The sequence below is a fragment of the Leadbetterella sp. DM7 genome, assembly GCF_040829825.2.
Classification (GTDB): Bacteria; Bacteroidota; Bacteroidia; order Cytophagales; family Spirosomataceae; genus Leadbetterella.
Genome location: NZ_JBFOLH020000007.1, coordinates 21283 through 47315 on the forward strand (window position 1 = coordinate 21283; position 26033 = coordinate 47315).

Annotated in this window: 16 protein-coding genes; 5 read left to right on the forward strand and 11 right to left on the reverse strand. The window is 52.9% G+C overall.

Annotation, left to right across the window (positions count from 1 at the left end; genetic code table 11):
• Positions 1-65: 65 nt before the first annotated feature.
• Together AB2U10_RS09915 and AB2U10_RS09920 are read right to left on the reverse strand one after the other, a co-directional pair.
• The gene (locus tag AB2U10_RS09915; protein WP_367913939.1) at positions 66-2060 is read right to left on the reverse strand and encodes a glycoside hydrolase family 127 protein; all 1995 of its coding nucleotides are present in this window, start codon (positions 2058-2060) and stop codon (positions 66-68) included.
• A 149-nt stretch (positions 2061-2209) separates the two neighbouring features.
• Complete coding sequence (locus tag AB2U10_RS09920) at positions 2210-2554, reverse strand: four-helix bundle copper-binding protein (protein ID WP_367913940.1); 345 nt, start codon at positions 2552-2554, stop codon at positions 2210-2212.
• 123 nt (positions 2555-2677) lie between these two features.
• On the opposite strand from AB2U10_RS09920, the gene AB2U10_RS09925 reads away from it, so the two are divergent.
• A complete protein-coding gene (locus AB2U10_RS09925) occupies positions 2678-3991 on the forward strand; it encodes a BNR repeat-containing protein (RefSeq protein ID WP_367913941.1) in 1314 nt (437 codons plus the stop codon).
• Between the two features lie 83 nt (positions 3992-4074).
• On the opposite strand, the gene AB2U10_RS09930 is transcribed toward AB2U10_RS09925, so the two are convergent.
• Together AB2U10_RS09930 and AB2U10_RS09935 are read right to left on the reverse strand one after the other, a co-directional pair.
• A complete protein-coding gene (locus AB2U10_RS09930; RefSeq protein WP_367913942.1) occupies positions 4075-6483 on the reverse strand; it encodes an outer membrane beta-barrel protein in 2409 nt (802 codons plus the stop codon).
• A 116-nt stretch (positions 6484-6599) separates the two neighbouring features.
• Positions 6600-6938 (reverse strand): DUF6249 domain-containing protein, encoded by a 339-nt coding sequence (locus tag AB2U10_RS09935; RefSeq protein WP_367913943.1) that lies wholly within the window; start codon positions 6936-6938, stop codon positions 6600-6602.
• A 193-nt stretch (positions 6939-7131) separates the two neighbouring features.
• Between AB2U10_RS09935 and AB2U10_RS09940 the strand changes: the two genes are divergently transcribed.
• Both AB2U10_RS09940 and AB2U10_RS09945 read left to right on the forward strand, forming a co-directional pair.
• A complete protein-coding gene (locus AB2U10_RS09940) occupies positions 7132-7665 on the forward strand; it encodes an RNA polymerase sigma factor (RefSeq protein ID WP_367914080.1) in 534 nt (177 codons plus the stop codon).
• 57 nt (positions 7666-7722) lie between these two features.
• Positions 7723-8175: a hypothetical protein gene (locus AB2U10_RS09945; protein WP_367913944.1), complete on the forward strand. Its 453-nt coding sequence runs from the start codon at positions 7723-7725 to the stop codon at positions 8173-8175.
• 68 nt (positions 8176-8243) lie between these two features.
• Here the strand turns inward: AB2U10_RS09945 and AB2U10_RS09950 are convergent, their stop codons facing one another.
• The 7 genes from AB2U10_RS09950 to AB2U10_RS09980 form a co-directional block, all read right to left on the reverse strand.
• Positions 8244-9344 carry a glycoside hydrolase family 43 protein gene (locus AB2U10_RS09950; RefSeq protein WP_367913945.1) on the reverse strand — a complete coding sequence of 367 codons (1101 nt, stop codon included), beginning with the start codon at positions 9342-9344 and terminating at the stop codon, positions 8244-8246.
• A gap of 65 nt (positions 9345-9409) precedes the next feature.
• A complete protein-coding gene (locus AB2U10_RS09955) occupies positions 9410-11398 on the reverse strand; it encodes a DUF2264 domain-containing protein (protein WP_367913946.1) in 1989 nt (662 codons plus the stop codon).
• A 71-nt stretch (positions 11399-11469) separates the two neighbouring features.
• Complete coding sequence (locus AB2U10_RS09960; RefSeq protein ID WP_367913947.1) at positions 11470-12714, reverse strand: DUF2264 domain-containing protein; 1245 nt, start codon at positions 12712-12714, stop codon at positions 11470-11472.
• A 22-nt stretch (positions 12715-12736) separates the two neighbouring features.
• Entirely contained in the window at positions 12737-13558 is an 822-nt protein-coding gene (locus AB2U10_RS09965; RefSeq protein WP_367913948.1) for a glycoside hydrolase family 16 protein, read from the reverse strand.
• A gap of 195 nt (positions 13559-13753) precedes the next feature.
• Positions 13754-14860 carry a glycoside hydrolase family 88/105 protein gene (locus tag AB2U10_RS09970; protein WP_367913949.1) on the reverse strand — a complete coding sequence of 369 codons (1107 nt, stop codon included), beginning with the start codon at positions 14858-14860 and terminating at the stop codon, positions 13754-13756.
• Positions 14861-14997: 137 nt separating this feature from the next.
• Complete coding sequence (locus tag AB2U10_RS09975; RefSeq protein WP_367913950.1) at positions 14998-16701, reverse strand: RagB/SusD family nutrient uptake outer membrane protein; 1704 nt, start codon at positions 16699-16701, stop codon at positions 14998-15000.
• An 18-nt stretch (positions 16702-16719) separates the two neighbouring features.
• Positions 16720-19791 (reverse strand): SusC/RagA family TonB-linked outer membrane protein, encoded by a 3072-nt coding sequence (locus AB2U10_RS09980; protein WP_367913951.1) that lies wholly within the window; start codon positions 19789-19791, stop codon positions 16720-16722.
• Between the two features lie 384 nt (positions 19792-20175).
• On the opposite strand from AB2U10_RS09980, the gene AB2U10_RS09985 reads away from it, so the two are divergent.
• On the forward strand, positions 20176-24258 hold the full coding sequence (locus AB2U10_RS09985; RefSeq protein ID WP_367913952.1) for a two-component regulator propeller domain-containing protein: 4083 nt from the start codon (positions 20176-20178) through the stop codon (positions 24256-24258).
• Complete coding sequence (locus AB2U10_RS09990; RefSeq protein ID WP_367913953.1) at positions 24255-26033, forward strand: metallophosphoesterase family protein; 1779 nt, start codon at positions 24255-24257, stop codon at positions 26031-26033. The genes AB2U10_RS09985 and AB2U10_RS09990 overlap by 4 nt, the downstream gene beginning before the upstream one ends.

Consider the following 26033-nt stretch of genomic DNA (forward strand, 5'->3'; position numbering starts at 1 on the left):
AATCTGAAAGGTTGAATTTGAAAAAACAATGTGTCACTTTTACACATTGTAGTATATTAAAAAAATTATTTTCCCAGTTTTACAGCGCTCAGATCCTGGGCCAGCCATACAGCCATCTGGCCATCGCCCCTATGCGACCATGCGTAGTAAGGAATGAGCGTCAGCTGAACGTTTTTTGCCTGTAAAGATCCGTTTTCCATAAACAGCGACTGCGCCCCGGTTCTCAATTGCTTTATCCCGTTTAAGAGATCAGAGCGGTCAATGACTTCAACGGCCGGGTTTTCAGGCAATACTACACTGCTGATGGTGAAGTTATTATCGGGCCATTCGGCACAATATACCACCGGCCCTCTTTCAAAAGATACTCTTCCCTGGTCGGCCTCCACCTTTTCATGCGCTTTGACCACGCGGGGCTGCATATCGAAATGCAGGGTCACCTTGTCTCCTTTTTTCCAGGTACGGTCAACGGTGAAATAGCCGTTTTTCAGCTCGCTTTTTACAGGCTTGCCGTTTACCTGCACGGTATAGCCTGCCTGCTTCTGATCGGCAAACGTATACAGGTCGCTGGGCAGCACCCGGTTTTGCGCCCAACCGGGAATCCTGAATTTCAGGGCCATGGCTTGCCGGGCTTCAGGATCAACTTCTACCCGGATGTCTCCGTTCCAGGGGTACTCCGTAACCTGTCGGAGGTTCACTTTTTTCCCGTTCACCTCCAGTTGCGCCGTATTTCCCATAAACAGGTTGACATATATGCTGTTGTCTTTTACGGCATAGATGTAGCCCGGCAATGAAGGAATAAAGCGACTGAGATTCGAGGGGCAGCAGGCACAGCCGAACCAGTCCTGGCGATGACAGGCTCCCTGGCTGAATTTGTATTTCCCGTCTGATTCCAGGGGATTCGGATAGAAGAATGTTCCCCCGTCTAAGGCTACGCCCGAGATCAGCCCGTTGTAGAGTGTGCGCTCCAGCACATCGTAGTATTTGGCGTCGCCGTGTAACAGGAATAAGCGGTGGTTCCAGTACACATTGGCAATAGCGGCACAGGTTTCATTGTAGGCGGTGGGATTGGGCAGCTCGTAGTTTTTACCGAACGCCTCTCCGTGGTGAAGCGCGCCGATCCCTCCCGTGATATAAAGCTTTTTCGACACCACGTTATCCCATATTTTATCAATGGCCCGGATGTAGGCCGGGTCCCCGGTCAGGGCGGCCACATCGGCCATGCCCGAATACATGTATACCGCACGTACGGCGTGCCCTACGGCCTCGTCCTGTTCCACCACCGGCTTATGCGCCTGGCTGTATTCGTCTTTCCGGGAAGTGTAGCCCCGTTTGTCGAGGAAAAATTTAGCCAGGTCAAGGTATTTCTGACGGCCGGTAACGAGGTATAGTTTGGCCAGCGCCATTTCTGCAATCTGGTGCCCCGGCACCCGGATCTCCTTACCGGGCGCATCACCGATCTCCCGCTCCACACAGTCGGCGTATTTAATGGCTATATCCAGGAAATTACGCTTCCCGGTGGCCTGGTAATGCGCAATAGCCCCTTCGATCATGTGCCCCAGGTTATAGAATTCATGGCTCAGAATTTCTTCTTTCTCCCATCTTTTACTGCCGGCCCACTCGTGCGGGTGCAGGGGGTTCATGGTACGGGCGGTATAAAGGTAGCCGTCAGGCTCCTGGGCGGCCGCCACAAGCACCAATACGCTGTCCATGTACCTGTCCAGCTTTTTATCCGGGTAGGTTTGCATGGAATAGCTGGCCCCTTCAATGGTTTTGTACACATCGGTATCATCAAAGGAATAGCCTTCTACTTTGTAGCTTTCACTGGGATGGGCCGCTTTTACAAAATTGTCATACCGGCCGGTTTCTTCGCATTTTCTGAAGGCCAGCGGAATGGTCACTTCCCGGCTGGCTTTTAAACGCTGCCCCCAGAAGTGATCATTGACTTTCACCGAGGTAAACGGCACCGGGGTTATCGGGTAGCCTGCCGCATTTTTGTCCTGGGCGGTCAGTGCCGGTGCTGCCAACAGCAGGAACGGGATAAGCTTGTACATGGTTCGCATAAGCATCAAGGTTGATAGTATCTTATTGTGTCTTTTTCACACATTTTTCGGATCAAAAAGTGTCTTTTTGACACATTTTAATACAAACTTAGAATATATATTTTTTAAAATCAAAAAAATCTTCAAAAAATTATACAACGTAGCCGCGGTTACGCTGCTGCAGACATTTCTTCACAGGCCCGGGCACATCTGCGGCAGGCCTCCGCACATGTTTTGCAGTGATCCATTCCCATGGAGGCATGCTGCTGACATTCTTCTGCACAGGCCGTACAGACAGCCTTACAGGTCCGGCAGATCTCCTTACTGAATCTGCCATCCAGGCTCATCACCTTTACCGCAGCTTCGCAGATGGCGGCACATTCCCAATTAAGCTGTATGCAATGACGAAGATGAGCCACCTCTTTTTCATGCAGGCAGGCCGTTGCGCATTGATTGCATATCACCATGCATTCCCGGCACGCTTCTATGCAGGATTGAAATTTTGACTGTATCATAGTATTACGTTTTAACGGTTGTGTATATAAAAACGAAATTTTTCACCCTAACTGCAAGATCAGCCCTGATAATTCTTTCATCCCGTGGTTAATCCCGATATTTATAGCCTCAAAAAAAACAATATGGTCCGAACGTCCGGTAGCATTCTTGCTCTTTTACTGTTTTTCTTTATTCCTTCCTCTGCCCAGAAAGTCCGTATTTCGGAAGTAGCCGACGGCTGGGCGCAAAATTCCGTAAACACGGTTATCTTCCGTAAAAATGCACTGGTGACCGTTCAGGACGTCCAGTTCATTGCATTCTACGATGCCCACGGGAAAGTGATAGCCGGGAAAAGAAACCTGCAGGAAAACCGGTGGGAGCTGCAGGATACCGGGTTCACCGGGAACGCCAGGGATGCCCACTGCTCTATCAGCATCATGGCCGACGGCCGGGGCTACCTGCACCTGTCGTGGGGGCACCACGGGCAGCCCCTCCGCTATGCCCGGAGCAAAGCGCCGTTTTCACTTGAGTTTTCACCTGAAATACCGATGACGGGCCGCAATGAGAACCATGTCACCTACCCGGAGTTTTTTAAGATGCCCAACGGCGGCCTCCTGTTTATGTACCGCGACGGCTCCTCGGGAAAAGGTAACCTGGTTATTAATACATACGACCTCTCCACTCAGCGATGGGAGCAGCTTCACAGCAACCTGATCGACGGCGAAGGAAAACGGAATGCCTACTGGCAAAGCTTCACCGACAGCCGGGGCGTTATTCATATTTCCTGGGTATGGCGCGAAACGCCGGATGTGGCCACCAACCACGACATGTGCTATGCCCGCTCTGCCGACGGCGGAAAAACCTGGGAGAAGTCAACCGGCGAAAAATATACGCTTCCCATTAATGCCGCCACGGCCGAATACATTTACCCCGTTCCGCAGCGTAGCGAGCTGATCAACCAGACCTCTATGTTTGCCGATAAGCAGGGCCGGCCTTTCATTGCCACTTACTGGCGCGACCGGGATTCGGATGTCCCCCAGTACCGCCTGATCTATAACCTGAACGGTACCTGGAAATCCCAGAACCTGGGGTTCCGTAAAACACCTTTCAGCCTGAGCGGCGTAGGCACCAAGCGTATCCCGGTTTCGCGGCCGCAGGTGATTGGCGCCTGGAAAAACGGGGCCCTGCTTATTTTCCGCGACGAAGAAAGGGGTAATAAAGTTTCCCTGGCCATCAATAAAAACCTGCGCCGTAACAAGTGGAAAATAAAGGACCTGCTCCCGGATAACGTGGGCTCCTGGGAACCCACGTTTGACACCGAGCTATGGAAAGACCGGCAGATCCTGAGCATTTTTATCCAGAAAACCGACCAGGCCGACCTGGAGGGGCGCACAGATATGCCAGCACAGAGGGTGAAAGTGGCGGATGTGAGGTTTAAGTTAAAAGATAAAAACTAAAAGTTAAAAGTTATGGTACAATTAGCATATAATATGAAAGCTTGTTCCACAACTTTTAACTTTTAGTTTTTAACTTATATTCTTTATCTTCCTTCGTTCTGCACATCATCATTCCTGATGCTCCTGGCCGCCTTGCGGATCGGCTCTTTGAGCTTACCGAATTTATAGTTGAGGCTGAGCGATACAGACCGGAAGTAATTGTTCCGTTCATTGTACTGTACAAAATCAGGCCCGAAGCTGTCGCGGATACTTTTCCGGTATTTACGGAAAGGATTGTTCAGTGAGCCGGAGAACGTGAGCTTGTCTTTCACCACCTCTTTGCTTACACTCACCGAAGAAAACAGCGCGCTGTTGGTCCGGTCCTGTATATTCATGCCCGGACCGTTAAAGTCAAGACCGGCGTTGATCCGCCAGCTTTTGGGCAGCCGGTATCCCGTAGAAGCGTATATCGCGTACATGAAGCCCCGGTTTTTAACCTGCTCATTGTTCACCAGGCCTTCGGTCTCCCCGTAGGCCAATCGCCAGTTCACGCTGAGGTTCCATTCTTTTGAAAGCGGCCGGCTGGTGTTCAGAAACACCGTAGGAAACAGCCGGGCCTTCCCCACATTCTGGTACGACGACCTGGAGATGCCCGTAGCCGGGTTGTATACCAGCACCGGGAAGATCATGTCTTTGATGAAAACATACCCCACAATCACACTGACCGACGTCTTCTTTGCCCAGCTGTAGCCTATATTCATATCGTTCATGATAGCCGGCCGGAGGTCAGGATTGCCGGTACGTTCAAAATTCGGGTTGGTCCGGTCCACAAAGGGATTCAGCTGGTAAATGCCCGGCCGCTGGATACGCTGGGTATAGCTCAGGGTAAGGTTGCCTTTGCCTGCCTTATGCCCCAGCGCTACTGTTGGAATGACGTTGAAGTAATTCTGCCTGACTTTGGAATGGGTGGAAATAAAGTCGGCATCGAGCAGGGTCTGCTCTACCCGGAAGCCGCCCCGGATATTCCAGCCCTTGTACTTATAACGGTAGGTATTGTAGAGGCCGTAGATGGTTTGTGCGTTCAGGTAATGATTGCTGAGCGAGTCGGCCTGCTGGTATTCACCGGTATCTGTCTCCCGGTTAAGATAGCCGAAATTACTCTCGTTCTTCCGGAATATGGCCTTCACCCCGGCTTCCACGCTGAGCGTCTTCGACGGGTACACAAAGTCGGTCTGCAGGGTCTGCTCGGAAAACCGCTGGTCGTTCAATTGCCGGTAATCGGACAGCTCATACTGAAAGCGGTCATCAATACCGATGGTGTTTTGCTGGTTGTTTTCAAAGCCGTAATACCGGTATGAGAACGTAAGCAGCCGGTTTTTATCGGCTTTAAAGCCCCGCTGGTAGTTCAGGGCCACGTCACGGCCGTTACCCCGGCCAGTACCGGTATTCAGAAGCCGGTAGTACTGATCCAGCCCGCTACCCGTTTCCAGCCGCGAGGTTTGCGTTTCCAGCCCGTTATTCCGGTTGCCGTTCACATTCAGCTGGCCGGAGATCAGGTTCAGGCTATCGATATCGTAGCTGACCTCCAGTCCCAGGTAAGCATTATCGCTTTCCGAGCTGTTGGTGCCCCGCTGATCTGTAAGGGTGGGAAGCTCCCTGAAGGTAGAGCGGGTATTGACAAAAGACAGCTCCGGGACATCGTAACGGCTGGCTCCGCCAAAAGCAGACAGCCCCCACTTGCCCAGCCGGGCCGAAACCGAGCCTCCTGCACCCGGGCCACCCGCCGGAAACCGCCAGCTGGTGTTCAGGTTACCGGTATAGCCGTTGTCTACCCGTTTATTCGTAATGATGTTGATAATGCCCGACAAGCCTTCGGCATCGTATTTGGAAGGCGGCGTGGTAATGACCTCAATGCGCTGGATAGACGAGGCCGGCATGCTTCTCAGGATGTCTTTGTAGTTTCTTTCCAGCATGCCCGAAGGCTTACCGTTAAGGAGTATCTTAAAGCCACCGTTTCCTTTCAGGAGAATATTGTCGTCGGCATCGAGCGACAGGTAGGGCACTTTCCGCATCATGTCCAGCACATTAAATACTTTGCTTTCGGGATCGGCCTGGATATCGTACAGGATACGGTCGGCCTCCTGTTGTACGATAGGTTTGGCAGCGGTGATCTTTACTTCCCGGAGACCGGCTGCGTTTTCCCGTACGGCTATTTTCCCGAGATCCACAGAACGATCGGTGATCTCTACGGGCAATACGCAGTTGCGGTAGCCCACAGCCGTGACCTGCACTTCGTATGCGGCCGGACCCAGCTCACGGAACGTAAAAACCCCGTCGGCTCCGGTATAATTTCCCTTTACCGCCTTCTGATCTTTCAGCAGTGTTACGGTGATAAATTCCAGCGGCTTCCCGGAGGCTGAATCGGTGACCATCCCCCTGATCTGGTGTTGCGCACGGGCTGTAAAAACCGCGGCAAAAAGGCATAATAAGGCGTTAAGCAGTAGCTTTTTCATTTTGTAAATTTTAAATAACAGCTTTATGTATATATTATACTATACAAAGTATCTTGCAATACAAGGTAAACGACAAAATATTTTTGTTGTGAGGATTTACGGTGTGTCCGGATCGTTTAATCCGCTTTTTCATCCATTTTTCGCTCTACCATGAAGTTGGCGATCAGGCTGATCCCGCCAAACATTAAAATCATGGCCACCACAATGGCATCGTTGATGTCGTCAAACAGCTTCATGAGGATCATCCCGGCTATTATGCCCATTGAAATCCCGATAGACAGCATACCCAGCTTAAGGGTAAACCGGATGCTGCTTTTTTCTTTGGAGGTAAAAAGGGAAGCGCTAACTCCTTTGTCAATCATTGACATCCTCTCGCGGTGCCTCGCCGTAAAAAAAACATAGCCTAGAATAGTTATTCCGCCAATAAGTGCGATAAAAGTTTCTCCTGGTCCCATAATTATTTTAATTTTTGGTCATGAGACAGGAGCAGGCAGGGAAAGGTTACAGCAAAATCCAATTATTTATTGCTCATGAATATGTCAGCGGTTCTCCCCGGATTTATTCTGTGAGCTCGGTTCAGAAAATAATACGATTTTGCTGTAACCTTTTCCGTCTTTTACCTGTCATACCGTTAACGTAACATTTTTGATGCACGAAGACCTGATGTATGTGGAAAGAGTAAAAAGAGGAGATACCGCTTCTTTCCGCTTCCTGGTAGACAAGTACCAGGATATGGCCTTCACTATTGCCTACAGGATCCTGAAGAATGCGGGAGATGCCGAAGACGCTGCCCAGGAGGGCTTTGTTAAGGCGTATCAGCAGATTCACCGGTTTGAAGGACGGTCGAAGTTTTCTACCTGGCTCTACACCGTTATCTACCGCTCGGCTATTGATAAAACGCACGGGAAACGGTTTTTAAAAATAGACGAGGCCGGTTACGAAAAGCAGGGCCACACCGATACACCGGTTCAGAAGCTGATGGAAGAAGAGCAAAGCGAGGCGATCAAAAAAGCGGTAGACGCCCTGCCGCCTACCGAAAGCCTGCTGATCACGTTGTTTTATATGGACGACTGCTCCATCCGCGAAATCGCTGATATCAGCGGACTTTCGGAAATGAATATCAAGGTAAAGTTATTCCGGGCCAGGAAAACTTTACAGGAACGTTTACGGTTTTTATTATAAGCGCCGGGAGGCATGTGCTCCCGCGAAAAAGTAACGGATAGCTAAAGGCTGACAGGCATGAAGAAGCTGGAGAAAATATTGAGGGAAACCCCGCTGACCGACAGGCCCGCCGCTGATTTTTCATCAGCGGTGATGAAAAGCGTGCATGCCGAAGCGGAGAAAGACAGGCTGCGGGAAGCTTCGTTTGAGCAGCTGCTGCAGCACCTCCCGGCCGATAAGCCCTCCGCCGGTTTTGCCGCGCAGGTGATGAAAAAGGTTTCCGCCTCATCAGAACCGCGCCCCCTGCTGGGCTTGTGGGGACGGGTAGCCATTGCCGCTTTTGCGGTTATCGTATGGGCTGTCGGAAGTCGTTTCGGTACCCCGGATGCCTCTTTCGGACCGGTTGCCCAAAAGTTTTCTTCCCTCCCCTCTCCCGATATCCCACCGGTATATGCCCTTACGGTGCTGGGCATGGCGGTATTGCTCCTGCTGGATTATGTGCTGAGGCGCAGGAAGGCCGGGGAGCTATAGGCCCGTTTTTCTGCACGATCCAGACCCCGCTCAGCGGGTTTTGTTACACGCTTCACCGCATTCTGCATTCAGTCAAATACGCTCAGGTCCCATTTATCTTTCCATTCGATCACCGGCTGGCCGTTCACCACTTTTACGGGTAGCCAGATGTAGCGGCCGTCGATATGGTTTCTGGGTTTCCAGCGGTCGGCCATAAAAATAAAAGCATTCTTTTTGCCGGCTACCGGGAGGATAAACGTGCTCTGGGAATGAAAGGTAAGCCCGGCTCCTTCACCCACACACGGGTTTTTCAGCGCCTCCCAGGGACCTAAAACCGACCGCGCCCGGAACGAACGGGCCGCGTTAGGGTCCCAGCCGGTGCAGCCTGAGGTGATGAGGTAATACCAGCCGTCCTGCTTAAAAACGGCGGGAGCTTCATTGTGGCCGGCCGGAGCCAGGGTGATGTATTTGCCGGTAAAGCGCTGGTAGTCGCTGCTCAGCTCGGCAATGTTCAGGGTCAGGTTATCTTCAGCAGAATAGATGTGGTAGGCCGTGCCGTCATCGTCTACGTACAGGGTCATGTCACGGGCCATCTGCCCGCCCTTCAAGTCGCGCCGCACAAAGAGGCCTTCTTTCACGGCCTTATACCAGCCAGGGGTCCACCACTTCAGGGTATCTTCACCCGGCACGGGCTTTTTCCATTCTTCCCGGAAGTTCTGCGGCCAGATACCGGGGTTAGGCCGTAATGATTTTTGGTATTCAAACGGCCCGGTAGGGCTGTCGCTTACGGCCAGTGCCGTGCGGGCGGCATTATATCCCTGCCCCTTCAGCTCCAGGTGGAACCACATCACGTATTTTTTTGTTTTAGTGTTGTAGATCACCTTCGGGCGCTCTATTACGCAGCCTTTTGTGATCTCTGAAGCGGGATCCCCGCTTACCTGCAAGGCTACTCCTTCATCTTTCCAGCTATAAAGGTCTTTCGACGAATACACGCTCACGCCTACTTCGGCGGTAGAGTGGGTACCTTTGATCTCGCCATACCAGTAATAGGTTCCGTTCCGGTACAGGATACCACCCCCGTGGGCATTGATGTGCCTGCCGTTATTATCGGGCCAGATCTCACCGGGGGTGAACTGGGCGAAGAGGGCGGGTGACCAGAGGGTCAGGAGGAGTAGGGAAAATTTTTTCATAAGAGTACTATTTAGTTCCGAGTTGAGAGTGCCGGGTTGAGAGTGCCGGGTTGAGCGAAGGGTCTTTAAAATTTTACTGTTTTCCGGGTGCCGTCTGTGAGCAGGATGTCTACACGGCTTTTGTCCGGGGCTATCCGGACACTTTTGACCGGGGCAAGCTCTTTGCGCGTGAAGTCTCCTTTTTTCCATAACTGAAGGGTGATCAGGATCCGCTCTCCGGAGAAACGGGCCCGGGTACTGATGACTGCACTTTTTTCACTTACAGGATGCAGACCGGTGGCATTTACGGTTTCCGAATCTTCCCAGCCTTCTACCGGCACTACGGCCAGCCGGTACCCGCCGTTACTGATGATACGTACCTTTTTCCCTTTTATCTTCCGGGTGGAGGTCCGGATCCCTTTCCCCAGGTCAGGCAGGGAGTAATGCCCCAGCTGAAAGCCGGTCTCTGCCGGCGAGATCACCTTATCTACCCGCAGGATACCGTCGGCCAGGGGAATGTCTGCCAGCCGGAATTGTATATCCGGGTTCGTTTCCAGTCCGGCATCGCGCCGGTACACCCCGTTTTCAAAGCTTCTGAAGGTATATAAGCGAAGCACTTCCCACTCTTTTCCGGCATTGATGACCCCGTAGTTCATGGAGATCTCCCCGTTTTTCCCGTCGGCCATCCAGGGGAAATCCGTATTGTAGGCCAGCTTGTTGTAGTTCTCGCCGCTTCTGAATTTCTGCCAGTCGCCGGCTACCGTTTCATGACACCACGACCTGACCTCCGCCGCGCCGCTGTTGGGATAGCTGGTGATCAGCAGTTCGGAACCGGGCTGAAACCGGTTATAGGCCTTCCCTTTTTCCAGCTCCTGCTCCCAGGCGCCATTGTTCTCTTTTGCCGTCCAGAACACGTTGTCTGCCGGCAGCAGCAGGGCCAGGAAAGCCTTGCCCATCCAGTACACACTGCCCCGGCAGCTGTAGATTTGTACGGCCGGCTCAAAAGGCCCGTAAAAGCCCAGCGCAGGCACCCGGTCTTCCAGGAATTCCGGGTTTTCCAGGAACTGGAGCAGGGTAGACGATGCTATCCGGCGCATCCAGCCGTAGTTTACGTTTGATTTATTTTCCAGGTAGCCGGTAAGCGCCAGCGGAACCACCGCCGCAAAGCGGTAAGCAATGCTTCGCCCCCACATGTTCATGTGTCCCTCCTTATTGAACATGTAAGGGTAATTGCCGGCCAGGTCAGAGAGGTTGCTCATAAACCCCGCGGCGTATTGCGGGTAGTATTTTTTTCCGTAGAGTTGTGACCAAACCGGCCCGTACATCTGGAAAGCCCACATGCTGTAATAGTCGTAGGCCGGCGAGTCGTTGTACCAGCCGTATCCGCGGTAGGCCGCCAGGCATTCGTCGAGGTATTTCTGCATCAGCGCTTCATTCACCGCATAGCCTTTGTCTTTGAAAAAGCTGAGCACAAAGATGTTGAAGAAACGCCAGTTGGAGCCTATGGTGGGTCCGTCGCCGTAGCTCAGCATTGTAGCGGCCAGGGCATCCTGCTGCTCCCTGGTCAGCGGGTCCCACAAAATCTCCGGGATAACCGAGAGCGAAATGGCCAGGGCGCCGAATTCTACAAGGATCTGGCTGGGACCGCCGTTTCCGCGGTGCTTTATATAGGCCGGGCTTTGCGGGTCAACCAGGTTCAGGAGATTATGCCGGTAGTAGTCAGCCACCCTGATCCCGTTCAGCTGCAGGTCCGGCTTTTCGCGGAGAAGCGGGGCCGCCACAAACAGGGTGCGGCAGAAGCCTTCCAGCTTTTCTGTAGGCACCTGCTCTTCTCGGAGGGGGTAGGTCTTATCGTGCTGCTTCGGAAATTTCATGGGATCATCCGGGGAGTGAATGTAGCTGAAGGCTCCGTCAAGCAGGTATTCTGCCGCCTCCACCCAGTGGTTGCGGGTCATGCCTGTAAACGGACTCACGCTGTGATCCGGGTTCCGGACATGAAAGGTGCTGTCTGTCTTCCCCGCCGCTTCAGACACGGCGCCCGACAGCAGCAGCAGGAGTATAAGTAATTTTTGCATAGGTTAAATACGTTCCGGAGCCCGGGCCCGAAGGGCGAACGGGTAACCGCTGCGCCGGCAATGGCTCATGGCTATTTAATTCCTGTTTTATAATCGTTTTTAACGTCCTCGCCCGTCCATACTTTTTGCTGGGTCCATTTTTCAGCCGGTGCTGACCAGAAAGGGTCACTTTCAGGGAGGCCGAGCGGCAGAAATACGGCGGTGGCCAGGTAGGGGCTTCCCTGGTTATTGTACACATCGGCTATATCCGGCTGTGAGCCGTACAGGCCCAGGGTCAGCCATCCGTCTTTGTAGGTCGACGGGCTCTCCAGGGTCTTTTTCAGCATGGCCGTGAGCGCCCCGCGTACCTGTGCGGGTTTCAGCTCCGCCGGTAAGGCTTTCCGCCAGGCCATATCGGCCAGATGGTGGAACGCCGCTCCCCGGTAGATCAGCGACCGGCCTGTGGGCGGAAAAGAGCCGTCTGCCCCGATCATCCGTTCCTGGATAACGGCGAATCTCTCGTTCCGCAACTTTATTTTCTCCGCCATGCTCTTATAGACAGAGGTCTTTTTCGAGATCTCATTCACCACTACGGCCAGGTAGGGATGAATGACGTAGCTGTTGTAGTAGTCAAACGCGTACGAGTCACCGTCTTTGTACATGCCGTCGCCCACGTACCATTGCTCGTGCTGCATAAGGGCATAGTCAATGCGCATGGGGTCATAGTCGTACCCGAAACGGGCAAAGAAGATCTCGTTCATGGCCGAAAACAACAGCCAGTTGCTGAAGCCGGGCCGGAACTGCCGGGTGGTACGGATAGCGGCAGCCATCTTCTCTTTATCGGCTGCCGGAAGGTGCTCCCAAAGCCAGGGAGCCCGCACAAAAGCCAGCGCCAGGAAGGAGGCATCTACCAGTTGCTGCCCGGCAATGTTATAGGGCATGTAGTCGCGTTTGGTGGAGTCGAGAGAGTTGGCAATGCCCTTCAGCACCCATTGGCGGTACTGATTCCTCAGGGCCACTTCCTGCCTGCTGCCGCCTTCCAGCGCCAGCCACGGTGCAATGCCGCTCAGCACCCGGCCCAGGACTTCCACATATTGTACTTTAATGCGGCTCTCCCTGTTGTCGGTACGCACGGAGACCGTATGCGGCATCACGATACGCAGGCTGTCTTGTGCCAGGCTGTAGAGCACGGGCCGCACCATTTTGTCCATTTCGGCCAGCCAGTACTCCCGGTCGGTGAGCGCCCGCACAGGCGCCGTCTTTTTCTTCTGGGCTAAGGCGGCGCTTCCCCCGGATAAGGAGAGAAATAGTACAAAGAGGATGACGTGTTTTTTCATGTATAAAATGGTTCTGAGTTAGCTATTTCTGATACACTCTTACGTAATCTATCTCATATTTCAACGGAAATGCCGCATTCTCTATCGCTCCGCCGTTATCTCCGCCCAGCGCCAGGTTCAGCAAAAGATACTGGGGCTTGTGAAACGGGTTGCTGCCGTTTCCTATGGTCCCGTTAACGGTTTCACTTAATGCAATTTCATTCAGGAGCTCATCATCCAGGTACAGCCGGATGAATTTTTCGTCCCAGTCCATCCGCCACACGTGAAATTTATCTGCCCATGCCGGGTCTTTGCCTGTAAAATGGGTAAACGGAATCTTTTTCGAGTTCCATACGGCGTTGTAGGGCTGATCATTGCCCCAGGCGGCATTGGCCAGGATGTGCGGCTCCCCGTTAACCCGGTAGTATTCCATGATATCGATCTCGCCGTTGGATGGCCAGGGCAAGCCGCGCCCCAATGTCCAGATGGCCGGCCAGGCACCGCTGCTTACCGGTATTTTCGCCCGGATTTCGAACCGGCCGTACAGGAATTCTTTCTTCCCAGCTGTATTGACCGACGCCGAGGTGTATTCTACCCGTTGCCGGCTCTTGCGCCAGTCCCGGCTGCCGGCTTCATAGCCCGGGTTGTCCCGTTTCTCCCGGCGGGCTTCCATGACCAGCTTCCCGTCTTTGCAATAGGCATTGTCTTTTTGATACCATTGATCCTCGTGGTTTCGTTTAAAGCCCTGCTCAAAGTTCCAGATCGCCGTATCCAGCGTATTGAACTCTTCGCTCCATACAAGGCGGTAGTTCTGGGCTGTAGCAGCCACGCAGGGGAAAAGAAGAAGAAGGAATAGTTTTTTCATCTGTATAAAATTTTAGCTTTCAGCCTTCAGCTATCAGCCGCAGCGGCGGAGCGCTTATTCATGGGCCGGTTGGTGATACGTCACCCGGTGTGCCCGACTTCTGATAGCTGATAGCTGACTGCTCATGGCTATTTCATGGGTTTATGTTCGTCTAACAGGTTGGCCACTGTCACCCCACACTTGTCAATAACCAATCTATTTATCTAAAAATCTATACATTTCACAGGCTGCCAGCAAAAACGCACCCACGCCGAATGGTGCCGTAGAGTTTTCGTTCACCACCTGTCCCGGGATGGCCTTTTCACCGATAGGCTGCACGTACCCTACTTTCCCGTTTTGCTGCAGGGCGGTTCCCGACAGGTATTTCCACGCTTTTTCTGCTACGGAGGCATATTCCTTTTGGCTCAGGTAGCCGTTATTAATGCCCCATAAAAGACCGTAGGTAAAGAAGGCGGTTCCGCTGGTTTCCGGCCCCGGCGCATGTTCGGGGTCCAGCAGGCTGCGGGTCCAGTAGCCTTCTGCCTGCTGTGATTTTTTAACGGCCTTCGCCATCTTTTTATATACCCGGATGTATTCTTTCCGGTGCTTATCGTTTTCCGGCAGGTCCTGCAGCACCTTGGCCAGGCCGGCAAAAACCCATCCGTCGCCCCGTGCCCAGAAGTCTTTTTTTCCGTTCAGGCTTTTGTGCTTCGGGTAAACATATTTGGCATCGCGGTAGTACAGCCCCGTTTTTTTATCGTACATGATGCTGTTGGCAAAGACAAAGTATTCGTACAGCTTCTCCAGGTATTGCTGATTGCCGGTAATTTTATACATTTTGGTCATCACGGGCATCACCATATAGAGGCCGTCGGCCCACCACCAGTAGTCGTTATGGGGTGTGCTCATCTGGTATTCCATGACCTCGCGTGCACGGGCTATCTTTTTCTCGTCCGGTTGCAGGTTATAGAGATCAATATAGGTCTGGAAACAGATCTGCCAGTCGCCGAAGAGCACGTAGTCATCTTTTTCACCGTAGCTGTATTTCCATTCGGCCTTATCGGCCGATCCGGCGCCTTTCCACTGGTTGTATCCGGCCCATTTTTCCGAATATTCCCTGTATTCTTCTTTCCCGGTGAGGAAGTACGCCTCCATGTTGCCGGTATGGTAAGCGGCCACGTCCCAGAAGGCCCAGCCCGGCTGGGTCTGGGTGCTTTGCCAGTAGCCGTTCACTTTTTCGATGATGGCTTTCACTTCCCCCCGGCTTTGTGCCAGGGCCGGTGAACTCCATAAAACCATGCAGAAGATGATCTTTCTTATCATTCTTGTAAATATATATGCTAAAACTATCTCAAAAAAATTTAGCTGCCTTTATGGCAAAGACAGCTAAACTACATTCAACCTCGGGTTCTGTACGGAAACTCCCGGTTAACGGAAGTTCCGTCCAAACCTTATTATCGTTAATTATACCCCGGATTCTGCACCAGCTCGGCTTTGGTATTCAGCCGGATCTCGCTCAGTGGCAGAGGCAGTAAAACATTATACTCTTTAAAACCGGTGATGATCTTGTTCGCCGGACCGGTATCGCCGTTCAGCGCTATCCTGTCTTTGAGCTTACCGGTACGTACCAGCGTCATCCGGCGGTTTTCTTCGGAGATCAGCTCGCGGGCCCGCTCATCGAGGATGAAGTCAAGGGTAATATCGGATGCCGCCACTTTACCCAGGCTGGCATTTCCTTTTTGCTCGCGGGCGGTTTTGAAGGCCCGGTCTCTCAGCACATTGACGTCGGCAGCTGCTCCTGCGGTATTCCCCTGGCGGAAGCGGGCTTCGGCACGCAGCAGGAAGGTTTCTCCGTAACGCATTACCGGCCAGTCTTTGATCACGGCATACCCGAAGTCGTCCTGTTCGTCATAACCGCCCCATTTGGTAGGGAACGGGTACCATACCTCCAGGCTGTCGGTACGGAACGGAACGGCCCTGTCTCCGGTTTTAACGGTCAGCTTTTTAACGGCATCCTGGGCATTGGCATCCACACGGTAGCCGTCTTTGTCCACGCCAATGGTAGCACTGAAGCCGGGGCGGTTGTAGTTGGTGGTTCTCCGGATGTTGTAATTGCTGTTCCGGATGTCGCCGTCCAGGCCTTTCCATGCAGTATATTTCATAAAGTTACTCAACCGCAGACGACCGTTTCCTCTTCCCCCGAGCGAGTCAGCGTTCACCATGCCGTCCCATTTGTGATAGGCGGGCTGCCATACGCGCCGGTGCTGCGGGTTGTCAATGGTACCCCCGACTACGGTACGGTTATTTTCCATTTCAAAGGTCCAGATGGCTTCGGTATTTCCCTGTGACCGGCGCTGGTTTCCGAAACGGAACATATCGCGGTAATAGTCACCTCCTTCTCCCAGGAATTTCCCGTAGCGCGCATCGATCAGCTTGTATTTCCCGCCGTTGATGATGTCGGTGGCCAGCTGCTCAGCTTTCGCATAATAGCCCTGATCTCTTACACCCATGCGGAGGTATGCTTCTGCACCCAGCTGGCGGGCCATGTCTTTGTTGATCCGGTTCTGGGTAACGGCCTGTCCTATTTCAGGAAGGTTGGCTACCGCATAGGTGATATCTTCTTCAATCAGCCGGTCTATTTCAGCCACGCTCTGGCGGGTAAAGTCGAATTTAGGCGACACCACCGGTTCTTTCAGCAGGGGCACATCTCCCCAGAGGGTTACCAGCATGTTATAGGCATAGGCCCTGAAGAACCGGGCTTCTGCATTGGCTTTCACGTTATTTTCACCCACGGCCGAAATGATCACATTCGCATGGTTGATAAAGTCATAGCTCTTCTGCCACAGATAGCCCACACCCCCGTTTTCCTGGTTCAGGTCGGCATATTGATAGAAAGGGTTTTCCACGCCTTCGGTAGCTCCGGCGCTGGTGATATCGGTTCCTATCTGCCAGCAGGAGAGGAAGCCCTGCCGGCCGCTGTAGCCCCAGAGCTCGGCAAAGATGCGGTGCAGGCCGATCACCTGCGCTTCTATGGTCTGGGGGTCGGTAGCGCCGGTTCTGTAGCTCGAATACGGATCCTCATCCAGGTAGTTTTTGCCGCAGGAGGTACCCATTAAAAGAGAGGCGGCCAGTAAACTGCTATATATAAATCTGTTCTTTTTCATCACTAAAACGGTTGTTAATTAAAAAGTAATGTTCGCTCCCAATACATACGTGCGCACCATCGGGTAATTGATATTGTCGTTGCTTGAGCCACGGGTAATATCCCGGGCTTCCGGATCCCATCCCAACCATTTGGTCCAGGTAGCCAGGTTACGTCCGCTTACGTACAGCTGCAGTCCGCCGATTCCTATCTTACCCAGGGCTTTCTGACCGAAGTTATAACCCAGCGTGATGTCTTTCAGACGGGTAAAGCTGGCATCTTCCGGGAAGCCGTAGCCGTGCGAGTTGGAGTGGTTGCCCAGTGAGCGCCATTCGTTACTTTTGTTTTCGGGTGTCCAGTAGCCTAGGGCTGCCGGCGTGCTTCTCCGTCCCATTTCATCCGAGGCGCCGCCAATCTGCGGGTTGTTGCGGAGGGCGCCCTGCACGGTCTGGATAAAGATGTTCAGGTTGAAGTTCTTATAGGTAAAGGTGTTGGTAAGTCCGCCGGTCCATTTCGGTGCGGTCTGTCCCAGGATGCTGCGGTCGTTATCATCTATTTTACCGTCTTTGTTGATGTCGGCCAGCTTCAGATCACCCGGCAGCGCGGTGTCGTCCCATCCTTTGTTGGCTCCCGATTCGATCTCCGATTCCTGCCAGATGCCTACTTTGGTATAGTCGTAGATCACGCCTACCGGATGCCCGATAAACCAGCGGTTGCCGATGTCGTCTTTACCGTCGCCGTACACATCCACGATCTTGTTTTTGTTGGTAGAGAACACCAGGGTTGATGACCAGGTGAAATCGTTTTTCGCCACGTTTTTAGACGTCAGGGTAACTTCAAAGCCGGTGTTGGCTACCTTACCGATATTCGACCATACGTCAGAATAACCGGTGATCTGCGGGATACGCTGTAACAAAAGCATGTCATAGGTGTTGGTTTTATACAGATCAACGGTACCGGTCAGGCGGTTCCTCCAGAAACCGAAGTCTACCCCTACGTTCAGTCCCTTGGTCTTTTCCCATTGCAGGTCATCGTTCCCCATCCGGCTTTGTACCTTCAGGGTGGTGTTGGGCTTGCCGTCCATGGTCAGTGTACCCGAGCTCATCAACGCCAGGGTCTGGTAAACCCCGATGGCCTCGTTTCCGGAAATACCGTACGAAAGGCGCAGCTTCAGGTTGCTCACGGCATCATACTGCTTCATGAAGCTTTCGTTGGCGATGTTCCACGCAAAAGCGGCCGAAGGGAAGGTCCCGTATTTGTTGTTTTTCCCGAATACCGAAGAGCCGTCTCTTCTCACGGTGAACGTAAACATATAGCGGCTGTCATACCCGTAGTTCAGGCGGCCCATCTGGGAAATGGAACGGTACATATCGGCCTGCGAAGATACCGTTTGGGTGGAAGCCGACTCCAGGTTACCCCACTCCAGGTCATCGTTCGGGAAAACCTGGCCGGTAGCTACAGCCTGTTGCCAGTATTTTTCTTTGGCGGCATACAAACCGGTCACATCAAAGTGATGCCTGCCGATATCTTTATTATAGGTCAGGATATTTTCCAGCGTATAGGTCTGCGATTCGTTATTGGTGATGGTTCCTGAACCGCTCAGGTTATATACCGATTTCCCGTAGTATTCATTATTCCTGACCGGAACATACGAATACCCCGCGTTAAACTTGTAATTCAGACCGGTCAGCGGTTTCCAGATATTTCCGAACGTTACTTCGGCAAAGCCGTTCAGCGAGATGTTGAACTGCCGGCGGATAGGATTGGTAGTGGTTTGCAGCAGGGGATTGGCCCATAGCTGCTCGGAGTACATAGGGTACTGGGTAAGCGAGCCGTCATCGTTATACATGCGGGCATACGGGCTCATGGCTGCGGCCTGAAGCAGGTTGGCCCGGCCGCCGTCGCGGTTATGCGACACGATGAACGTAGACGTTCCTACCGAAAGGTAGCGGGTAGCTTTAACGTCGGTATTGGTCCGGAAGGAGTACCGCTTGTAATTGTACCCCTCGAGTATGCCTTTCTGATCCAGGTAATCAAGCGAAACAAAGTATTTGGCATTTTCAGTACCGCCGGATATGCCCACATTGTGGTTCTGCACCACGCCGGTCTGCATCACGGCATCCAGCCAGTCGGTGGTGACCCCGTTTACATAGTTATCGTATTCGTACTGGTTCTTCACCGGCCCGCCGTTGTACAGGCTGGTATTGGTGATCCGGGCATATTCGGCATATCTCCGCAACAGTTCTTCGGGAGAAGCCGGCTCGAGAATGTGCGCCGCCTCTTCAACCCCCGCATAGGTATTGTAACGGATGGTAGGCTTACCGCTGGTTCCTCTTTTGGTGGTGATCAGGATCACCCCGTTAGAACCGTTCACCCCGTAGATGGCCACGGCAGAAGGGTCTTTCAGGATCTCGATAGATGCCACATCGTTCGGGTTGATATCGTTAATGGAGCCGTCGGTTCTCGATAGCGGAATCCCGTCTACCACGATATAGGGCTCGGAAGAGGCGTTGATAGAGTTTCTGCCCCGGATCTGCGTAGAGGGGGCATCGCCCGGAATAGAGGAAGCCTGTGATACGGTAACGTTAGCCACCGCACCCTGTACCGCCTGCATTACGTTATTGACCGGGAGGTTGGCCAGGCGTTCTTTCGGCACCGAAGCCACAGAACCGGTGATGTCTGAGCGCTTCTGGGTACCGTAACCCACCACCACTACTTCCGCCATCAGCTTGCTGTCTTCTTCCAGGGTGATATTTACGAGAGTCTGGCCCCGGCGAACCACCCTTTTTTGCTCTACATAGCCCACCGAACTGAAAACGAGCGTTACATCGCCCTCTCCGACATTCAGCCGGAATGCCCCGCCGGCATCTGTAATAGCGCCCTGGGTGGTGCCTTCCACCCGTACGTTAACACCGGGAACGGCCTCTCCTTTTTCGTCAGTTACTTTTCCTTCGATAGACCGGTCAACCGCTGCATAAGTACTGCCCGGAATACGCATTCCGTTAGAGAAAGCCGCATTGCTGAGCAATACTCCTCCTCCCAACAGGACAGAAAAGAAGGCTTTACTTCTGATCCGCATCAGCACTTCACCTAATAATAGAGTTTTTCTCATCTGATTGAATAATTAAAAATGATTACTACCTGGTAAGGGCCGGATATTTGTTTAACAATCCGTTGATTTATTTGTCACCGCCCCGAAAAATTCAAAATATTTTATTTGAATAGTGCAAATTTAGGCAGCGTTATGCCTGACCGGTTAGGGTCAAAATCAGCAAAATCCCGGGGTATTTTCGTCAGAACTGGGGAATATACCCGCTTTTACTCCTATATAATCACATAGCTATAAGGCGATTACCCCTATCATTGCTGTTTTCCTCCCGGGATCTCCTGAACCGCCTGCCCGGATGACCGGACCGGGCCGTCTGTACACGGTATTTGAGGCAGGAGTTGCGCCGGTATCTTTTTTTAAAGAAATTTGAAGTACGGTATCGTTAAAATGCTCAGAAAAAAAAAGATTATATGGTGCGTATTCCTCCTGGCAGGAATCTTTACCCCGGCCCTGTCTCAAAACAATTTCCGGTTTGAGCATATTACGGTCAACGAGGGGCTGGCGCATAGTGACGCCGTGGCGGTGCTCCAGGACCGTGACGGGTTTATCTGGATAGGCACCAATAACGGCATTGACCGCTACGACGGGTATGAGCTGAAAAACTACCTGATGCCGAACAGCAATTTTAACGGGCTTTATAACAACCGGATTCAAAGCCTGCAGCTCACCCGGGACGGCAGGATATGGGCGATCGCCGATGAGCAGGGTGTATTTTTTTATGCGCCGGAATCGGACCATTTCAGAAGCCTTGCCGAATTATCACCCGATGAAGAGACCCGAACCCTCCTGCGGCAAATTTCAGCACGGGCCATCCGCGACATCAGCGGTAACCGCCTGTGTATCGCCACCCGCTCACACGGGCTTTTACTGATCTCTTTCACTTCCCAAAACGAGATTGCGGCCGTTACGAAGATACCCTTCCTGAAAAACGGTACAAATGTAACGGTTTTCAGGATGGAGGAAGATACGGCAGGTAACCTGTGGGTGGGCACCCTCGGACTGGGGCTGTGGCACCTCAAAAAAGACAAAGACGGGTTTATCCCGGCCCGGGTGCCCCGGTGGCCCCATGAAAATGTCAGGGCCCTGCTGTTCAAGCCTGACCAGACCCTGTGGGTGGCTTCGGATAACTCCGTGGCACGGCTCAGCACCGGGGCTGATCCGGAGGTGTGGTGGATGAAAGATTCGTTTGCCTCCATCAATTGTATTTTTGAGGATTCGTTCAAGCGTTTCTGGATAGGCACCAATTTCGGCTTGCACATGATCCGGGATATCCGGCCGGAGGGCGACCGGCTCCTGACGTATAACGACCGCGTTTTTTCAGTGGATTCGGATAACCCGTTTGCCATTAATTCCAACCGGGTACACCAGGTATTTGAAGATACCTTTAACAATCTCTGGTTTGCGGCATCTGCCGGCGGGCTCAACAAGATCAACCTGCTGGCCAAGCCCTTCGGGCTCATTAACCGCATGAATAACCACGAGCTGCCCGATGATTATATCAATACCATCTGGAATGAAGACGATGTGCTGTGGATAGGTACCCGGAACGGCTTCTCGCGCTACGATAAAGCTACCCAGACTTTCCGTAATTTCCTGAACAATACCGTGTCGGGCAGCACCACCCACATCAGTGTTTCCAGCATTTACGATGCACAGGACGGCAACCTTTGGGTGGCCTCCCGCGAGAACAGCATTTACCTGCTTAACCGGGAAACCTTATCCCTGCGCAGGCTGCCCGACGTGCCGGGAAAACAGCGCTGGGACAGGGTGGAGCCGCTTTGTATCCGCGAAGACGGCAGGGGCAGGATCTGGATCGCTACCTTCTATGCCGGGGTTTATATTTTTGATAAGAAAGGAAATTTCATACAAACCCTCGACACCGGGAATTCACCCATTCCTTCCGATAAGATCACGTCTCTTCTTTACGACAGCGAACAGGATGTGATGTGGGCCAGTACCCGGAACGCCGGGGTGTGCAAGCTGAAGCTGAACAACCGTGAGCTGCGGTTGCTGAATCATTTTTTCTTTAACCCGGCCAGTAAAGAAAGCATGAAGGTCAATTATGCCTGGCCGCTGCACAAAGACCGGAAAGGAAACCTCTGGGTAGGTACCCTGGGCGGGGGCCTTCACCTGATCCATACCGTAAACGGCAAAGAAGTGATCAGCCGCTATGATGCATGGCTCCCCGAGTCGAATGTGGAGACCATTCTCGAGGCCGATAACGGGGAGCTCTGGATCGGCGGCCGGGGACTTTACCGGTTTGATCCCGTCCAAAAAACCTACCTGCATTTTGATGTGGCCGACGGCCTGCAGAGCAATTCGTTCAAGATAGGTGCAGCCGCCAAAGACCGGGACGGTACACTGTATTTCGGCGGCATTAACGGGATTTCTTATTTTAATCCTTCCCGGATCTCGCTGAATCCTTATCCGCCCAAGATGCAGATTACCCGGGTACGGATCGTGAATTATGAGCTGTCGGAAAAGAATCCGCGGGCCATTCTTTCGGGCCCCTTCTCTTCTTCCGGCAAAATCACGCTGAAAGATTCGGAGAACGATTTTACCATTGAGTTTGTGGGACTGAACTTTCACAATCCCCGCAAGCAGCAGTATGCCTACAAGCTGGAGGGCTACCATGAAAACTGGATCCCACTTTTACCCGGCCAGCGGATCGCCGCATTTGCCAGCCTGCCGGCCGGCGATTATACGTTTATGGTGAGAGCCGATAACGGCGACGGCGTGTGGGCCGTGGAGCCGGCCACCCTGAAGCTGAGCATCCTGCCGCCCTGGTACAAGACCTGGTGGGCCTATACATTTTATGCCGTTACGGCGCTCGCAGCTTTAACCTGGTACAGGAGGATCCGGGCCCGGCAACGCGAGCTGCAGAATAAAGTAGCCCTCGAACAAATGGAGAAGCAGAAAGAAAAGGAGCTGTCGGATATGAAGCTCAGCTTCTTTACCAATGTATCGCATGAGCTGCGTACCCCGCTCACCCTCATCATTAACCCGGCCGAAGACCTGATGCGGGCTGTAGATCCGCAAACGGAAGCCCGGCAAAAGGCCGAGCTGGTGCATAAACAGGCCAACAAGCTCCTGGGGTTGGTCAACCAGCTGATGGATCTGCGAAAAATAGAATCGGGGAACATGCAGGTTCAGCTCCGGAACGCCGATATCATCGGGTTTATCCGGGAAATATTCCTGATTTTCAAGATCAAGGCCGACGAGCTGAATATCCGGTATACCCTGGATACTTTCTGCGATGAGGCGGTAGTCAGCTTTGACCCGGCCAAGCTGGAAATTATTGTCACTAACCTCCTCTCCAATGCATTTAAGTATACCCCTGAGGGAGGAAGTGTAGCGCTTTCGGTGCAACAGCCCGGTAAAGACCGGTTGCTTATCCGGGTGGCCGACACCGGAACAGGTATCCGCGCTGAAGACCTGAAGCATATTTTTGAGCCTTTTTACCAGGTAGTACGAAAAGACATGCCCAAGGCCCCGGGAACCGGCATCGGCCTTTCACTGGTCAAAGAGCTGGTGCAAATGCTGGGCGGAACAATCGACGTGCAGAGCGAGGCGGGAGCAGGCTCGGTGTTTGAACTCCTCCTCCCGTTCACCCTTTCCGGCGAAAGTGTGCTCCCTGAAGCCGCGCCGCCACCGGTTTCCCTGCCGGAGACCCCGTTACCCGACAACATGGGGGAGGTACTTTCTGATCAGCATCTCCTGATTGTAGACGACAATGCCGACCTGCGCACGTACCTGGCCGGTATTTTCAGCCGCCATCTGCGTATTTCTACAGCCAAAGACGGGAAGGAAGGGCTGGAAAAGGCCCTTGAGCACCTTCCGGATATTATTCTGAGCGATGTGATGATGCCTGAAATGAACGGCCTGGAACTTTGCGAAAAAATAAAGGGAAACCCCAAAACAGCGCATATCCCCGTGGTGCTGATCACGGCCCGGGCAGCGGCCGTTCATGAGCTGGAAGGCCTGGAAAGCGGGGCAGACGACTACATTGTGAAGCCGTTCAATCCCCGGATCCTTTTCTCCAAAATCCAGACATTACTGATCAACCGCCGGAAGCTCACGGAGTATTTCCAGCGACAGATCCTGATGGAGCCCAGCACCTCGGGGATCCCGGACACCGACCGGGAGTTTATTCAGCAAGCGATGGAAATCGTAGAAAACAACCTCACCAACAAGCAGTTCGGGGTACAGAGCCTGGTGAGCGGATCGGGCATGAGCCAGTCGGCCTATTACCGCAAGCTGAAGAATATCACCGGGCAGTCGGTAGTGGAATTTATCCGCGATGTACGCCTTAAACGGGCCGCTCAGCTGCTGCTGACGGGCCGCTTCCGGGTAACGGAAGTAATGGATATGGTGGGCATCGAAGATTATAAATATTTCCGGTCGGCCTTCCAGAAGCTGTATAATGTGTCGCCTTCCGAATACGCCAAAACCCAAATTCTTAACCCATGATGATCCGTATTTTACTGGTTCTTGTTCTCTCAGGATTTAGCGGTGCCTATGCGCAGCAGACCCGGATCGCTTTTCTTTCCGACATCCATTTCCAGGATTTGTACGGCAGCTTCTCCGATCATGAATTCAGGGGAATTACCAACCCGGGAACAGGGAAACCAGTGATCATGCGCACCATGGGGGCCCAGCTGCGTTCCACCCGTATTTTTAATGAAAATTACTATGCTTTCCTGGCGGCCCTCGACGATGTAGCGGCCCGGGGCATCAAAATAGTGGCCCTGCCGGGTGATTTTAGTGATGACGGACAGGCGTATAACCTGCGGGGGCTGCGGAAAATCCTGGAAGAATACGCCCGGAAATACGGGCTGCGGTTTTTCATGACCACGGGAAATCACGACCCGGTAGGTCCTTTCCGGCAGGAAGGCGGGAAGAGCGATTTCCTGGGCGCCGACGGCCGGCCGCTGGGAATTTACAGCTCAGCAAGCCTGGCCCGCAGCCCGGGCAGCATTATTACGAAAGACATTGCCCCATCAGGCTACCGGGAGATCCTCGAGGAGCTGAAAGATTTCGGCCTCCGCCCCTCACCCGCCTACCTGTACTGGAGCACCCCCTCGCAGTTTATCCACCCGGAAGAGTACAGCTATGCCGCCGTTGAAAGATACGGCGACTACCGGAACCGGATGTACGAGGTCAGTCCGGGCTTTACCGTACCTGACCTGAGCTACGTGGTGGAGCCTGCAGAGGGACTCTGGCTGCTGGCCATTGACGGGAATACGTATATCCCGAAAAATACGGACGGAGATCCTGCTGATGTTAAAAATTATAACCCCTCCAGCGTGGGCTACAATAACGTGATGACGAACAAGACCCGCCTGATTGCCTGGGTGAAGCAGGTAACCGCCGAAGCCCGGAAAAGAAACAAGACCGTGGTAGCTTTTACGCATTATCCCATGATCGAGTATAACGACGGCGCCTCAAAAGAGATCAGCAACCTGCTGGGCCCTACCAAATGGCAGCTGCACCGGGCACCCGCTGAAGATGTGGCCAGGGCCTTTGCCGACGCCGGGCTACAGGTTCATTTCGGCGGGCATATGCACATCAACGATACGGGTATCCGGAAGTACGAAGACGGCAAAATGCTGGTCAACATCCAGGTGCCTTCACTGGCCGCCTATATCCCGGCCTACAAAATCCTGACGGTAAAACCGGGCAATGTCTTTGAGATCGAAACCGTTATCGTAGATAAGGCCGACCGCTTCAACGAGCTTTTTCCCCTCTATGAAAAAGAGTATGAAGCCCTGCGCAGCGCCGGCGATTCCCGTATCTGGAACAAGGAGATCTTAAACACTCGTTCCTACCGCGAATTTACCCTTTTTCACCTGCAGGAGCTGGTGCGGCTGCGCATGATCCCTTCCGACTGGCCGAAGGAGCTTACCGGGCAGGCCGATAAACTGAACGGAGAAGATTTCTACCGGCTTTCCAGAGGAAACCCGGCCCTGAAAAAACGAAGCTATCGCCGGTGGGGATTCAACGAGCTCCTGCTGGACCTCTATAAATTTCAGTCGGCCGACGAGCTGGCCCGACGGGATATTCCCCGCAAACGTTTAAAGCAGTACGAGGCCCTGTGCCGGCAGTTTGAACACCTGGATACGGAAGATGAATTCAGGATCCGGCTGAAAACCCTTTTCCGGATCCTGAACAAAATCTCTAACGGAGATCCTTCTGACCATTTTGAAGTGGATCTGAACAAAGAAAAGGTCAGAAGGTTAAAATGA